The organism is Mesorhizobium sp. M0074 (assembly GCF_040322975.1).
GTDB lineage: Bacteria > Pseudomonadota > Alphaproteobacteria > Rhizobiales > Rhizobiaceae > Mesorhizobium.
The window spans coordinates 62,506-76,956 of the sequence record NZ_JAMYUM010000028.1; the positions used below are offsets into that span (position 1 = coordinate 62,506).

Annotated in this window: 18 protein-coding genes; 14 read left to right on the plus strand and 4 right to left on the minus strand. The window is 63.5% G+C overall.

Annotated features, from left to right (window positions below):
• The first annotated feature begins 74 nt into the window (after positions 1-74).
• The 12 genes from NKJ73_RS29390 (at position 75) to NKJ73_RS29445 (ending at position 9,447) form a co-directional block, all read left to right on the plus strand.
• Entirely contained in the window at positions 75-956 is an 882-nt protein-coding gene (locus NKJ73_RS29390) for a transporter substrate-binding protein (RefSeq protein WP_352454853.1), read from the plus strand.
• A gap of 66 nt (positions 957-1,022) precedes the next feature.
• Entirely contained in the window at positions 1,023-1,688 is a 666-nt protein-coding gene (locus tag NKJ73_RS29395; RefSeq protein WP_023678477.1) for an amino acid ABC transporter permease, read from the plus strand.
• 1 nt (position 1,689) lies between these two features.
• Positions 1,690-2,340, plus strand: coding sequence for an amino acid ABC transporter permease (locus NKJ73_RS29400; protein WP_023678476.1), 651 nt, complete (start codon positions 1,690-1,692; stop codon positions 2,338-2,340).
• A 4-nt stretch (positions 2,341-2,344) separates the two neighbouring features.
• Positions 2,345-3,139: an amino acid ABC transporter ATP-binding protein gene (locus tag NKJ73_RS29405; RefSeq protein ID WP_023678475.1), complete on the plus strand. Its 795-nt coding sequence runs from the start codon at positions 2,345-2,347 to the stop codon at positions 3,137-3,139.
• Positions 3,140-3,173: 34 nt separating this feature from the next.
• Positions 3,174-3,635, plus strand: a complete 462-nt coding sequence (locus tag NKJ73_RS29410) for a RidA family protein (RefSeq protein ID WP_023678474.1) — start codon at positions 3,174-3,176, stop codon at positions 3,633-3,635.
• 23 nt (positions 3,636-3,658) lie between these two features.
• On the plus strand, positions 3,659-4,864 hold the full coding sequence (locus NKJ73_RS29415; protein ID WP_352571993.1) for an aminotransferase class V-fold PLP-dependent enzyme: 1,206 nt from the start codon (positions 3,659-3,661) through the stop codon (positions 4,862-4,864).
• 165 nt (positions 4,865-5,029) lie between these two features.
• On the plus strand, positions 5,030-5,977 hold the full coding sequence (locus NKJ73_RS29420; protein WP_023678472.1) for a metallophosphoesterase family protein: 948 nt from the start codon (positions 5,030-5,032) through the stop codon (positions 5,975-5,977).
• 89 nt (positions 5,978-6,066) lie between these two features.
• Positions 6,067-6,336, plus strand: coding sequence for a cupredoxin domain-containing protein (locus NKJ73_RS29425; protein ID WP_502899001.1), 270 nt, complete (start codon positions 6,067-6,069; stop codon positions 6,334-6,336).
• Positions 6,337-6,361: 25 nt separating this feature from the next.
• Positions 6,362-6,922: a sigma-70 family RNA polymerase sigma factor gene (locus NKJ73_RS29430; protein ID WP_352817726.1), complete on the plus strand. Its 561-nt coding sequence runs from the start codon at positions 6,362-6,364 to the stop codon at positions 6,920-6,922.
• Complete coding sequence (locus tag NKJ73_RS29435) at positions 6,919-7,752, plus strand: anti-sigma factor family protein (protein ID WP_352571995.1); 834 nt, start codon at positions 6,919-6,921, stop codon at positions 7,750-7,752. Before NKJ73_RS29430 ends, NKJ73_RS29435 begins: the two co-directional genes overlap by 4 nt.
• A 124-nt stretch (positions 7,753-7,876) precedes the next feature.
• The gene (purE, locus tag NKJ73_RS29440; RefSeq protein ID WP_023678468.1) at positions 7,877-8,374 is read left to right on the plus strand and encodes a 5-(carboxyamino)imidazole ribonucleotide mutase; all 498 of its coding nucleotides are present in this window, start codon (positions 7,877-7,879) and stop codon (positions 8,372-8,374) included.
• Positions 8,371-9,447, plus strand: coding sequence for a 5-(carboxyamino)imidazole ribonucleotide synthase (locus tag NKJ73_RS29445; RefSeq protein ID WP_352571996.1), 1,077 nt, complete (start codon positions 8,371-8,373; stop codon positions 9,445-9,447). Before purE ends, NKJ73_RS29445 begins: the two co-directional genes overlap by 4 nt.
• 91 nt (positions 9,448-9,538) lie before the next feature.
• Here NKJ73_RS29445 and NKJ73_RS29450 read toward each other — a convergent pair whose 3' ends face one another.
• On the minus strand, positions 9,539-9,961 hold the full coding sequence (locus NKJ73_RS29450) for a lysozyme inhibitor LprI family protein (protein WP_352571997.1): 423 nt from the start codon (positions 9,959-9,961) through the stop codon (positions 9,539-9,541).
• A 235-nt stretch (positions 9,962-10,196) separates the two neighbouring features.
• Here NKJ73_RS29450 and ykgO point away from each other — a divergent pair, with 235 nt between their 5' ends.
• Together ykgO and NKJ73_RS29460 are read left to right on the plus strand one after the other, a co-directional pair.
• Complete coding sequence (gene ykgO, locus NKJ73_RS29455) at positions 10,197-10,322, plus strand: type B 50S ribosomal protein L36 (RefSeq protein WP_006203764.1); 126 nt, start codon at positions 10,197-10,199, stop codon at positions 10,320-10,322.
• Positions 10,323-10,416: 94 nt separating this feature from the next.
• Entirely contained in the window at positions 10,417-11,016 is a 600-nt protein-coding gene (locus NKJ73_RS29460; protein ID WP_352571998.1) for a tetratricopeptide repeat protein, read from the plus strand.
• A gap of 126 nt (positions 11,017-11,142) precedes the next feature.
• Here NKJ73_RS29460 and NKJ73_RS29465 read toward each other — a convergent pair whose 3' ends face one another.
• The 3 genes from NKJ73_RS29465 to NKJ73_RS29475 form a co-directional block, all read right to left on the minus strand.
• Positions 11,143-12,225 (minus strand): NAD(P)H-dependent flavin oxidoreductase, encoded by a 1,083-nt coding sequence (locus NKJ73_RS29465; protein WP_352571999.1) that lies wholly within the window; start codon positions 12,223-12,225, stop codon positions 11,143-11,145.
• A 215-nt stretch (positions 12,226-12,440) separates the two neighbouring features.
• Entirely contained in the window at positions 12,441-13,871 is a 1,431-nt protein-coding gene (gene pyk, locus NKJ73_RS29470; RefSeq protein WP_352454861.1) for a pyruvate kinase, read from the minus strand.
• The gene (locus NKJ73_RS29475) at positions 13,868-14,314 is read right to left on the minus strand and encodes a DUF1036 domain-containing protein (RefSeq protein WP_502894514.1); all 447 of its coding nucleotides are present in this window, start codon (positions 14,312-14,314) and stop codon (positions 13,868-13,870) included. Before NKJ73_RS29475 ends, pyk begins: the two co-directional genes overlap by 4 nt.
• Positions 14,315-14,451: the final 137 nt, after the last annotated feature.

A 14,451-nucleotide genomic window follows, 5' to 3' on the forward strand; every position in this document is an offset into this window, starting at 1 on the left:
GGACAATGACGTCAGTTGCAACCGATGCCTGTACTGCTGGTCCAAAGGGGAACTCAACACGAAAGGAGGTCGCCGTGAACGACATATCCAAAAGGCGTGAATTTCTGAAACTGGGAATGGCCGGGCTTGCAACGGCCGGAGTGATGAGCGCCGCTACCGCGGTCGACGTTCAGAAAGCGGCGGCCCAGGCAGCGCCGGACAGCCTGCTGCGCACCGTCCTCGAGCGCGGCAAGGTGATCGTCGGGACCGGCAGCACCAACGCGCCCTGGCATTTCGAGAACGACGCCGGCGAACTGGTAGGCATGGACATCACCATGGGTCGCATCCTCGCCAAGGGGCTTTTCGACGATCCGACCAAAGTGGAATTCGTCATGCAGGATCCGGCTCAGCGCATTCCGAACGTGACCACCAACAAGGTCGACATCACCATCCAGTTCATGACCATGACCGCCCAGCGCTCGCAGCTGATCCACTTCTCCCGACCCTACTACGTCGAAGGCATCGCCTTGCTGACCCTTCCGAACGCCGAAAACAAGACCTTCGACAAGCTGCTTGCCGGCGGTTCGGCAACGCGGATTTCCATCCTGCAAAATGTCGATGCCGAGGCTAACGTGCATATCGTCCTGCCGGAGTCGCAGGTGATGCAGATAGACACGCAGGCCAACGTGCTGCAGGCCTTGGAATCGAAGCGCGTCGACGCCGCCGCGGTCGATCTGTCAACGGTGCGCTGGCTCGCCTCGCGCAATCCGGATAAGTACTTCGATGCCGGCAAGAGCTGGTTCTCGATGCTTTATGGTGCCGCGCTGCGGCAGGGCGACCTCGACTGGCTGACCTTCGTCAACCAGACCTTCACCATCGCCATGTTCGGCCATGAAACGGCACTCTACGACGCTGCGTTCAAGGATTATTTCGGACAGGAGCCGCCGGCGCGCCATCCCGGTTTCCCGGTCATTTGATGCAAGCAGGCGGAAGGACAACGTCCTTCCGCCTTCTCTCATCACAGCCCTCCATGACGAGGACGCATGGGTTATACTCTCAACTTCAACCTTATCTGGCGGCATTTCGACAAGCTCTGGGGCGGACTGCTGCTAAGCCTCGAACTGGCCGTCATCTCGATCGCGATCGGCATCGTCATCGGGCTCGTTCTGGCGGTCTGGTACGTGTCGGCCGGACGTGCGGTGCGGACCATCATCGCGGGGTATGTCGAGTTCATCCGCAACGTGCCGCTGATCCTGCTCGTCTATCTGGTCTTCTACGGCTTGCCGACGGTGGTCGACATTGCCTACAGCGCGCAAACCTCATTCATTGCCACGCTGTCGCTCTACAGCGGCGCCTACCTGGTCGAGGTGTTTCGCTCGGGGCTCGAGGCGGTGCCGCGCGGTCAACTCGACGCCGGCAAGGCAATCGGCCTGACGCCATGGCAAAGGCTGCTCGATGTGCGCCTGCCGACGATGCTGCGCATAACCCTGCCGGCGCTTTCCAACACATTCATATCGCTCTTCAAGGATACGTCCGTGGCGTCGGTCATCTCGGTACCCGAACTCACCTATGGCGCCCAGTGGATCAACTTCAACACGTTCCGCATTGTCGAAGTCTATCTGGTGGTGACGGCAATGTACCTGTTGACCGGCTACACGCTGCTTTTCGCGCTGCGGCTCGTCGAGCGCCGGTTCAAGGCGGCGCGCTGACATGCTGAGCCAGATCATCTACGCCTTGCCGTTCCTCGCCGAAGGCTTTGCCGTAACCTTGTGGGTGTCGCTGCTGGTCGTGGTGTTATCGCTCATCGCCGGCGTGCTGATGGGCGTCGGCCTTGTCTATGGTCCTTTTCCGCTGCGCTGGGCAGTGCGCATCTTCAGCGACACCATACGCGGCATTCCGATCCTGGTGCTGATCTTCTTCGTCTATTACGGCCTGCCCGCGGTGGGGCTGCATCTGGAATCCTTTTGGGCGGCCGTGTTCGCCCTCACCCTCTTCAAGACCGCACAAGTCGTCGAGTATCTCAGGGGCGCCGTCGGCTCGATTCCCAAGGGTCAGTCCGAGGCGGCGATGGCGATCGGACTGACCTTTCGCCAGCGGCTGGTCTACGTCATTTTTCCGCAGGCGTTCAGGCGCTTCCTGCCACCCTGGATCAATGGCGTCACCGACGCGGTGAAGGGCAGCGCGCTGGTCTCGCTGCTCGGCATCACCGACCTCATGCAGGCAATCAACCAGGTCATCGGCCGCACCTATGAGGCGATGCCACTCTACATTCTCGGTGCGCTCGTCTACTTCGCCGTCAACTACGCCCTCTCCTTGGCCAGCCGGCGCCTGGAGCGGCGTTTCTCCTTCATCCGGGAATAGCACGATGTCCAACGCCTCGCACCAGAATCCGGCACTTCTCGATGTCACCGAGGTTTCCAAAGCCTTTGGATCCGTCGAGGTCCTGCGCTCCGTCAGCCTGCAAGTGACACGCGGCGAGGTCGTGACTATCATCGGCCCCTCCGGCAGCGGCAAGACCACGCTACTGCGCTGCGTCAACTTCCTGGAGAGCTACGACAGCGGCTCGATCCGTATCGACGGCAAAGAAGTCGGCTATCGCGAGACGGGAACACGCCAGCGACGCAGCGAGCGCGACCTGGCGGCGATGCGAGCCGAGACCGGAATGGTGTTCCAGAGCTTCAATCTGTTTCCGCATTTGACTGCGGCCGGCAACATCATGCTTGGCCTGCGCAAGGTGCGCGGCAAGAGCAATGCCGAGGCCCGCACCATTGCCGAGCACTGGCTCGGCCGCGTAGGCCTCGCCCACAAAGCCGACAGTCTGCCGGCCGAGCTTTCCGGCGGCCAGCAGCAGCGCGTCGGCATCGCCCGCGCCGTGGCGATGGAGCCGAAGATATTGCTTCTCGACGAGATAACCTCGGCGCTCGACCCCGAACTGGTTGGCGAGGTGCTCGAGGTCGTGCGCAGCCTCGCCGAAGACGGCATGACGATGCTGATGGTCACGCATGAAATGGCTTTTGCGCGCGACGCATCGAGCCGCATCGTTTTCATGGCGGATGGCGGCGTCAGTGCCGTCGGACCACCCGCCGAGATTCTGGCGGCGGGGTTCGACAATGAACGCCTTCGCAGTTTCCTGGCGCGGTTTCGCGCCTCGCATTTTTGACATCGGACGGCGAAAGCTGTCGCAAGGAGCTTTTATGACGCCTTACATCCGGCTCGCGGAATTGGGCCTGACACTGCCCGAGCCGCCGAAGCCCATCGCCAACTTCGTCACCTATGCCGAGAGCGGACGGCTGATCTTCCTCTCCGGCCAGGGGCCGTTGCGCGCCGATGGCGCGCTCTGCACCGGCAAGGTCGGAGAGGATGTCAGCGTTGAAGAGGCCTACGGGCATGCGCGTCTGACCGGCCTGAACCTGCTCGCCGTCATGCATGCGGCGGCCGGCGACCTCGGCCGCATCGTGCGCGTCGTCAAGCTGCTTGGCTTTGTCAATGCGACGCCGACATTCAGCGAGCACCCCAAGGTGGTGAACGGCTGTTCCGATCTTTTCGCGGCCGTCTTTGATACGCTTGGCGGACATGCCCGTTCCGCGATCGGTGTCGGCTCGCTGCCGGGCAACATCACAGTTGAAATCGAGGCGGTCGTCGAGATCGCCGCCTGAAATCTTAAACAGGATCTACAGAGATGACGACCTATGCCGCTGACCGTTCCAACACGACAATCCGCGAACGGCTTGGCCTTCGCCCAATCATCAATGTCTCCGGCACGATGACGGCACTCGGTGCTTCGATCATCGTGCCAGAAGCGATTGCCGCAATGTCGGAAATGGCCTCGCAATGGGTCGAGATGGACGATCTGCAGCGCGCCGCAAGTAGGGTGATTGCACGCCTTACCGGCGGCGAGGCCGGCTTCATCACCGCATGCTGCGCCAGCGGCATAACAATGGCGATTGCCGGCGCGATGACCGGGACCAGCCTTCTTGCGATCGAGCGGCTGCCGGACGACACCGAGGGCCTCAAATCGGAGGTCATCGTTCAGCTTGGTCACATCGTCAATTATGGCGCGCCGATCGACCAGTCGATCCGGCTTGCCGGAGCCAAGGCAGTGCCTGCCGGCACGGTCAGCGTCACCCAGGATTATCATGTTGCCGAGGCGATCCGGGACCGGACGGCGGCAGCCCTCTACGTCGTTGCGCACCACACCGTGCAATACGGCATGCTCTCGCTTGAGGAGTTCTGCGAGATTTGCCACGCCAAGGGCGTGCCGGTGATCGTCGACGCCGCCTCGGAATACGATTTGCGTGGCTTTCTGGCGCGCGGCGCCGACATTGTTGTCTACAGCGGGCACAAATTTCTCTCAGGGCCGACAAGCGGCATCGTTGCCGGCCGCAAGGATCTGGTACGGGCCGCCTATCTCCAGAACCGGGGCGTTGCGCGCGCCATGAAAGTCGGCAAGGAGAGCATTGCCGGCACTATGGCGGCCCTGGAAGCCTGGGAGCGGCGCGACCATGCCGGCATTCGCCAGCGGGAAGAAGCCGCACTGCATCTGTGGCAAACCGCATTGCAGGGCCTGCCTGGCATCGAGGCACGTGTCATTCCAGATCCGACCGGAAATCCTCTCGACCGCCTGCAGGTGTTTGTTGCGCCGGAAAGCCGCTTCACCGCCGCCGGCCTCGCCTCGGCGCTTGCGGCGGGTTCGCCGCCCGTGCTCGTGCGCAACCACGAGGTCGAGCGCGGTCACTTCTTCCTTGATCCGTGCAATCTCCATCCCGGCGAGGCGGAGATCGTTGCCGAACGCCTGCGGGCGGTGTTGAGTGCTGCCGATCGGCCCGCGGATGCGATGAAACCCGCTCGCAAGCAGTCCGCCGGAGCGCTGCGCTGGCCGGACTAGACATCGCCAGAGCGTGGTCGAGCCAGTGCCTTCCAGCGCCGGCTTCGCATCGGGCCAGTGCGCCATCACGGCAGTGTGAATGAACTTTTAGTCTTCGGGCGGAATAAACCACCCCGCCCATTGGTCTCCCAAACAGACGCCATTTCCGGCGTGCAGGAGACCGGTATGACCCACCACCACGACAATGAAGCTGACGGCATCAGCCGCCGTCATGCACTGGAATGCATGATCTGGGCCGGCACGGGAGTGCTGTGGACAATTTCGGCCGGCGTGCCGGTTTCGCTCAGCCTGCTCGGTGCGTCGCAAGCCGCCGAGGCCTTGGCCACCGGCTTCACTTTCCTCCAGATCTCCGACAGCCACATCGGCTTCGACAAGGCTGCCAACCCGCACGCCATCGACACGCTGAAGGAGGCCATCGGCAAGATCCAGGCGTTGCCGCAAAAGCCCGCTTTCATGATCCACACCGGCGACATCACCCATTTGTCGAAAGCCGCGCAGTTCGACAACGCTGCCCAGATCATCGGCGGCGCAGGCTTCGACGTGCATTATGTGCCCGGTGAGCACGACCTGATCGATGACGGCAATGGCCAGGCCTATCTCGACCGCTACGGCAAGGGCACCAAGGGCGCTGGCTGGTATTCGTTCGACCAGAACGGCGTCCATTTCATCGGGCTGGTCAACGTCGTCAACCTGAAGGCTGGCGGGCTGGGCAATCTCGGCGCCGACCAGTTGGCATGGTTGGCCGATGATCTGAAGGCGGTCACCGCCTCGACGCCAATCGTCGTCTTTGCCCACATTCCGCTATGGGCTGTTTATCCCGAATGGGGCTGGGGCACCGACGACGCGGCGCAGGCCTTGGCCCTGCTCAAGCGCTTCGGCTCTGTCACCGTACTCAACGGCCATATCCACCAGATCATGCAGAAGGTCGAAGGCAACGTTACCTTTCATACCGCGCGCTCGACCGCTTTCCCGCAACCGGCGCCGGGCACCGCAGCCTCACCCGGGCCGATGACGGTACCTGCCGGCCAGTTGCGCAGCCTGCTCGGCACAAGCAGCGTGACAGTCAAGCAAGGCGGGCAGGACCTCGCCATCATCGACAGCACGCTGGCCTGAGGGGAAATGCGATGATCCGCTTCCCATCCCGCGTCTTGGTCGTATCCTCTGTCACGTTCGGTTTGGCGGCGATCCTGATAATGGTTGCCATGCCACTGAACGCAGCTGACCAGCCAATGGTCAAGATCGAGAACTTTGCCTTCACACCGGCGGTGCTGACGGTAAAGCAGGGCACTACCGTGACCTTCGAGAATGACGACGACATCCCGCATCTGGTGGTCGCCAACGATGTCTCGTTTCGCTCCAAGGCGCTTGACACCGGTGACACATATGCCTTCACCTTCACCAAAGTGGGCGACTATGCCTATTTCTGCGGGCTTCACCCGCACATGCAGGGCAGGATCACCGTCGCTCCGTGAGGATTTTCGGACGGTTCTGCCCGGGATGCCGGGCGATGCGACGGTGTTGAACCAAGAGGCCGCGACCGAGCGCTTTCGCGAGGTGGTTCTGCCCCATCTCGCGGATGCGCTTGCGCTTGCCCGCTGGCTGACCGGCAACGCCGCCGACGCGGAGGATGTGGTGCAGGAGGCCTGTTTGAAGGCGCATGCGGGCATCGCCGGCTATGCCGGCGGCAATGCGCGCGCCTGGCTGCTGGCGATCGTGCGCAACGCCTCTTACTCCTGGCTGGCGCGCAACCGGCCGCGCAGTATCGTCGCCGTCGGCGACCTGAGCGACCTCGATGACATGACGGCTGCATATGGCGCCGGCCTGCCGGATACGGATAGTCCTGAGGCAAGCCTGATCGCCAAGGCCGACACGGCCGCACTCGAGGCGGCGATCGCCGCGCTGCCGCACCAATTTCGCGAGACTGTGGTGCTGCGCGACATCAACGGCCTCAGCTATCGCGAGATCGCGACGCTGCTTGGCGTGCCGCTAGGCACGGTGATGTCGCGGCTGGCGAGGGCGCGCGGTCTGCTGATATCCCAACTTGGGAGGGCGCCATGATCGCGCACAACGATGGACTGCCCGATGACCCGGCGGGCGTGGAGCTGATGATCCATGCCTTGGTCGATGGCGAGCTCGACGCAGCAGCAGCATTGGCTGTCGAGCGACGCATCGCGGCCGATCCGGCGCTCGCCGCCGAGCATGCCCGCATCGCTGCGCTGCAGACGGTCGTCAGCGGGCTGCCGAGGCTCGATGTCCGTGAGGATTTCAAGGCTCGCATCGCTGCAATCGGGACAGCCGGTACGGAGAAAGTGCTGCCGGCGCCGGCGCCCGCCGCTCGAGTGCCGCCGGCACACAGAGCGGTGCACCGATTTGGCGCGTTCGACTGGCGCGCGCTGGCGGCGTCGATCATCGTTACCGCCGTGCTGGCCAGCGGCGCGACGCAATGGATGATGCTGAGCAGGGCGCCCGACAGCTTTGCCGCCGCGGTCGCCAGCGGCCATCGCCGCAGCCTGCTGGCAGCCAGCCCCGTGGACGTCGTCTCGTCGGACCGGCACACGGTCAAACCCTGGCTGGATCGCAGGGTCGGCCTGTCGCCGCCGGCACCTGATCTTGCCAGTGACGGCTTCGCGTTGCTCGGCGGTCGGGTCGAGGTGATCGCCGACCAGCCAGTGCCGGCACTGGTCTACAGGCACCGCGAGCACCTGATCACTCTCGTCGCCGCGCCCGAGGAAACCGGCTCGACAGCCGGACCGGTCGATCTTTCTGCTGGTGGCTTCTCGCTGGTCCACTGGAGCGACAGCGCCTTTTCCTACTGGGCGATTTCCGATACCGAACGGCCTGAACTTGACGACTTCGTCAACCGCTTCCGAGCAGCGGCCGCCCGATGACAGACCGCCCCTGTCCATGTGCGTAGCCACGGAGACGGCACAAGCGGCTTTGCCGTTTCCGGCCATCCTTGCGGCTCCCCTCGATTTCAGCTAATGCGCGCTTTTGCCGCCGGAGAGCAGAAGCTTGGACGATCACCGCGCCGACGTCGCCATCATCATGGGCAGCCAGTCCGACTGGGCGACGATGCGCCACGCCGCCGAAACGCTTGAGGCGCTTGGAATTCCGCACAAGCGCCTGATCGTCTCGGCCCACCGCACGCCCGACCGGCTCTATGACTTCGCCAAGGGCGCCAAGGCGGCCGGCTACAAGGTGATCATCGCCGGTGCCGGCGGTGCGGCGCATCTGCCCGGCATGACGGCGGCGATGACGCCGCTGCCGGTGTTCGGCGTGCCGGTGGAATCAAAGACGCTGTCGGGCCAGGACTCGCTGCTATCAATCGTGCAGATGCCGGCCGGCATTCCGGTCGGCACTTTGGCCATCGGCAAGGCCGGCGCTGCCAACGCTGCCCTTCTGGCCGCCGCGGTGCTGGCGCTGAGCGACGAAAAGCTCGCCGCCCGGCTGGATAGCTGGCGCGCCGCGCAGACCGCCAAGGTGGCCGCCGAGCCCACGGATGCGCCGTGAGCCTGCCGGCGGGATCGAGCATCGGCATCATCGGCGGCGGCCAGCTTGGCCGCATGCTGGCGATGGCCGCGGCCCGCCTCGGCTACCGCATCGTCGTGCTGGAACCGCAGCCGGATTGCCCGGCGGCACAGGTCGCCAACCGGCAGATCGTCGCCGCCTATGACGACGCGGCCGCGCTTAGCGAGCTGGCTGCGGCCAGTGCCGTCGTTACGTATGAATTCGAGAACGTACCGGTCGCGGCCGCCGCGGCACTTGCCTCTACGGTGCCGGTCTATCCGCCGGCACGCGCACTGGAAGTGGCGCAGGACCGGCTAGCGGAAAAGAAATTCCTCAACGGCATCGGCATACCGACCGCGGATTTCAGCCCCGTCGACAATGACGAGGAACTGACGGCTGCGCTGAAACAGTTCAACGGCAGCGGCATATTGAAGACGCGCCGCATGGGCTATGACGGCAAGGGCCAGCGTGTCTTCCGCAACATAGAAACAGGCGGCTTTGCCGGCACTTGCGAGGCGATGGGCAACGTGCCGTTGATCCTGGAATCCTTCGTCACCTTCGAGCGCGAGATTTCGGTGATCGCCGCGCGCGGCAGCGACGGCTCGCTCGCCGCCTACGATCCAGCGTGGAATGTCCATCGCAACGGTATTCTTCACAGCTCGACGCTGCCGGCCGGAGTAAAATCCGAGACGGCGGCTGCGGCTCAAACGGCGGCGGCAGAGATCCTTGCAGCGCTCGACTATGTCGGCGTCATCGGCGTCGAATTCTTTGTCCTTGCCGACGGTTCGCTGTTGGCCAACGAGATAGCGCCGCGCGTCCACAATTCCGGCCACTGGACGGAGGCCGCCTGCACCGTCTCGCAATTCGAGCAGCACATCCGCGCCGTCGCCGGCCTGCCGCTGGGAAATCCCGCCCGGCGGTTCGACTGCGTCATGGAAAACCTTATCGGCGACGATGTCAGGCGCGTTCCTGAGCTGCTCGCCGAGCCCGATCTGATGCTGCACCTCTATGGCAAGGCCGAGGCGCGGCCCGGCCGCAAGATGGGCCATTTTACGCGCGTGAGCCGCCGCAGCTAGAGCATGATCCCGAACCGAAGGTCCGCGCTAGCGAAAAGTGGAATCCGGTTTTCGGAAAAGATCATGCTCAAACACAAGTTAGAACCTACGCTTACTGGATTTCGCCGCTCTCGTCCTCGTCGGGGCTGGCGCAGCTCACATCGCCTTCCGCGCAGGTCGAATCGACGGTGAGCTGCTTGGTGCGATCGTCGGTCAGCCGCGTCAGGCATTCCGATATCAGCATCGGATAGATCGAGCCGCCTTCGCTGTCCGCGGCGGAATAGCTGCATTCCGCGTCGCGAAAAGCGATCCAGGCGCGCTGCGCCGTCTGCAACAGCTTCCTGGCTTTTGCGTCACTTCCGCCGATGAGATCCTGGTAGGCCTTGTTGAGCTTGGCGTCGGCGGATTTGTAGTCCGCGTCGGCGCAGATGTTCATCATCTGCTGGCTGTCGTCGTTGCGGTCGCATTCCTGCGCATAGGCAACAGAACCTGCCGCGAGGACGACAAGACAGGCGGACACAAGAATTCGGCGCATGACGATCTCCAATTCGCAACCGCATCATTCCAGCCGTCTCAAGCCTGCGCAACGCCGCAAGACGCCAGTGGCGGATATTTGATGATACGAAACGGTCCGTATCGTTTAGGCAACGCGCTTGCGGTTGACACGGGCAACGCTCCTCGTCTATGAGCCACGCACAGTTCAAAGGCGCGTCTGTGGGCGCGCCTTAATAATTCGGCCCGTGACCGGGCCCAGACCGACGGGCAAGACCATGAAGATCAAGAATTCGCTCAAGGCGTTGAAGGCGCGTCACCGCGACAACCAGCTGGTTCGTCGCAAGGGCCGCATCTACATCATCAACAAGACCGCGCCGCGCTACAAGGCGCGCCAGGGTTGAGTTTTCGACGGAGGCTGCGCGCCTCCGTCCGCATGATACGACTCTCACGCTAAATTCAGTTTGACGATCCGGCGTCGGGGGCTAGATTCCCGCGATGCGGATTCTTTTTGCATTTTTCACGGCTTTCCTCGTTTCCGGCGCTGTCTCGCTGCCGGCGTGGGCTGAAGATCCGACCACAACACCGCCGACAGCACCTCCGGTCGTCAAGACGAAACAGGCGCGGCTCGATCAGCTGTTTGCCGATCTCAAGCGCGAACGCAATGAAAGGGCGGCCGAGCGCATCGCCGGACGGATCGGCAGCGAGTGGTCCCAGTCGGGCAGCGCCTCTATCGACCTGATGATGCAATGGTCGCAGAAGGCGATCGAAAACCAGAAATTCGATGTTGCACTCGATTTCCTCGATCAGGTGGTGACTTTGCAGCCGACCTATGCGGAAGGCTGGAACCGCCGCGCCACTGTTCATTTCATGATGAAGAACTACGGGAAGTCGATGGCGGACATCGACCGCACCCTGCAGCTCGAACCACGCCATTTCGGCGCGCTTTCCGGCCTGGCTCAGATCATGGCCGAAACCGGCCACAAGCAGTCGGCACTCGAGGCCTGGCAGCGCGTGCTCGGCATCTATCCGATGATGCGCAGCGCCCAGGACCAGGTCGCCGCACTTTCCGAGGAGCTTGCCGGCGAAGGCATTTGAGACCAGTAAGGGAGTAGGGGAATAGGGGAGCAAGGTAGCAAGGTAGTATGTGAGAGGTGCAGATTGCACTGTGGAACACATGCGCCCTACTCCCCTACTCCCCTACTCCCCTACTCCCCTACTCCCCTACTCCCCTACTCCCCTATAGGCCCGATCTATGCCGCTTGCTTCCGTGACGAGTTTCTCCACAAAGGCGGCGGCCGGCATCTCCCGCAGCTTCGCAACGCCCTGCCCGGCCCAAATAGGCAAAAAGTCAGCCCGCTTGCTTTCATCCTTTGCCATCGAAAGCGGCATGACCAGACTCGCCTGCAGCGGAAACGCCAACGCTGCATCTCCCTCACCAGCCATTTCCATCACAAACCGGTTGCGCACCACGCGCGCTGGGCGGCCAGTGAAGCAGCGAGTCACCGACGTGCTCTCGTCGTTGGCCGAGCGCAATGCTACGCGATAGACTGGCTGCACATTGGCTTCAGGACAGGCCAGGAAAGCCGTGCCGATCTGCACACCAGATGCACCAAGTGCAAAGCTGGCAGCAATGCCGCGACCGTCGAAGATACCGCCAGCGGCAATTACAGGCACCCGCACGGCATCAACAATCTGCGGTACGAGTGCCATAGTGCCGGCTGTGCCGATAGCAGGGTCGCCAGTGAATGTGCCGCGATGCCCACCCGCCTCGTATCCCTGGGCGATAATGGCGTCCACCCCTCCTGCCTCAAGCTGGCGCGCTTCCGAGACGGTGGTGGCCGAACACAAGACAGTACAGCCGGCCGCCTTCAACTGCTGCACAATTGCGGTGTCGGGTAGACCGAAGTGGAAGCTGACCACCTTGGGGCGCAGCTCGAGCACAATTTCGAGACGCTCACGATCGAAGGTGGGGAAGGGCTCGCCCGGCTCGGGCACCGGTCCGAGGCCGACCTCCTCATAGCAGCCGCGAAGGCGGTCTCGCATACTTTGGGCTGCCGCATCATCGCGTGCCGGCGCCGGGTGCGCAAAGAAGTTGACGTTGATCGGACGATTGGTGGCGTGCTGTGTCGCCGTGAGCTGCTCGCGGATAGCCGCCGCAGGCAGAATGCCGCATCCGAGCGAGCCAAGCGCCCCGGCATTGCTGACTGCCGCCGCCAGTTCCGGCGTGGTGATGCCGCTCATCGGCGCCTGGATTATCGGGTGCTCAATGCCGAGGAGTTCCAGAAGATCAGTGCGCATCCACATTGGATCACCCTCCTCTTTCTCCCAGGAGAGATTACCTTAACTGACTTCCAGCTCAAGTCGGATAGGGCCTTCGAACCGCTTCACGGCCGGTCACAGGCTGATGCAAGCTGGCGGAGTTCGGCGTCTATCCTAACCCGACTGCCGTCGATGCGCCCGGCTGGCGCCGTGTTTACGACGCGCCATGCAGCCGGCCTGTCCGGCAGCCGCGGCCGACATTAGCGGCCGACTTCCGATCCGACATAGGCGATGCGCAACATGTTGGTCGAGCCCGGCGTCCTCAGCGGCACGCCGGCCGTGATGATGACGCGGTCGCCCGGCTTGCCGAAACCTTCATCGAAGGCGATGCGGCAGGCGCGGTCGACCATGTCGTCGAGGTCGCTGGCGTCGGGAGAAACGACGCAATGCGTGCCCCACAACAGCGACAGCCGCCGCGCCGTGTTGAGGATCGGCGACAGCGCCACGATCGGCACTTGCGGCCGCTCGCGCGCGGCGCGCAAGCCGGTCGTGCCGGACGCGGTATAGGTGATGATCGCCGACAGCTTCAGCGTCTCGGCTATTTCGCGGGCGGCGAGCGAGATCGCGTCGGCTCCGGTCGCTTCCGGTTCCGAGCGCTGCGCGTTGATAATTCCGGCATAGGTCGGGTCGGTTTCGACCTTGGTGGCGATCCGGTTCATCATCGCCACCGCCTCGACCGGATAGGCGCCGGCGGCGGACTCCGCCGAAAGCATGATCGCGTCGGCGCCTTCAAACACGGCGATCGACACGTCCGACACCTCGGCCCGCGTCGGCACCGGCGCGGTGATCATCGATTCCAGCATCTGCGTGGCGACCACCACCGGCTTGCCGGCACGGCGCGCGGCGCGGGTGATCTGCTTCTGAATGCCAGGCACGGCTTCGAGAGGCATCTCGACGCCGAGATCGCCGCGGGCGACCATCAGCGCATCCGAAAGCTCGATGATCTCGGCCAGCCGGGCGACGGCCTGCGGCTTTTCGATCTTGGCCATGATCAGCGCCCGGCCGCGTGCGATCTTGCGCGCTTCGGCCAGGTCCTCGGGCCGCTGCACGAAGGACAGCGCCACCCAGTCGACGCCGGTCGCCAGAACCGCGTCGAGATCCCGGCGGTCCTTTTCCGTCAGCGCGCCGACCGGCAGGTCGGTGTCGGGCAGGCTGACGCCCTTCTTGTCGGAAATGGTGGTGCCGGCGACGACGGTGCAGACGATCGCCTTGCCGTTGCTGCTGACCGCCTTGAGCTCGAGCTTGCCGTCGTCGATCAGCAGGCGATGACCAGCCTCGACCGAACGCAGGATTTCGGGATGCGGCAGGTAGACCCTCGTCGAATTGCCGGGCTCGGGATTGTCGTCAAGCGTGAAGGTCTGACCGACGGTCAGCACCTCTTTGCCGTTGGCGAACTTGCCGACGCGCAGCTTTGGCCCTTGCAGGTCGGCGAGAACGCCGATCGGCCGGCCGACCGCCTCCTCGACGGCACGAATGCGGCCGACAAGCGTACGCATCAATTCATGGTCGGTGTGGCTCATATTGATGCGGAACACGTCGGCGCCGGCTTCGAACAGCTTCTTCAGCATCTCCTCGGACGAGGAGGCCGGACCGATGGTGGCGAGGATCTTGACCTTGCGGCTGCGTCTCATTGACTGTTTGTTCCCGGGGCGGCTGGAGCGCCATCCGTTGCGGGCTCGTCAGTCAGCTGGACCATCCAGCTTGCCTGCTCGCCCGTGTCATATTCCTGGAATCCGGCGCGCTGAAAGCCCCGGGCGACGCAATCGGTAACGCCGGCGATCTTGAACTCTTTTTCGGCCACGCACATGTTGATCGGACCATCCCAGCGTCCGCCGCGCTCGGCGTCTTCTGCATAAAGATAGTAAAACCTTGATGACAACGGTCCCTCGATCAGCGTCTTGCAGCTCGATCCTTCGATGTGCCACCAGCCTTCGGTGATCCAGCCGGCTTTGGCGCGATAGCCGATGCCGACACCGACCAGGTTCTGCGTGGCGTTGCAGACCCGGAAATCGGCCCGTGCCGGCGAGGCCGAAATCACCGCGAAAAGACCCATGGCCGGTACCAGGAGCGGCATGGCCAAGGCGTTGCGCACACGCAGCCTGCCGGCGAAACCCATCCTGAAACCCCTCAAGAACCACATTTGCATCTCTCAACGCCCCTTTTCGGAAAAGTCCGTACGCATGTCAACGCGCCGATCTGTCCAATTCCAAT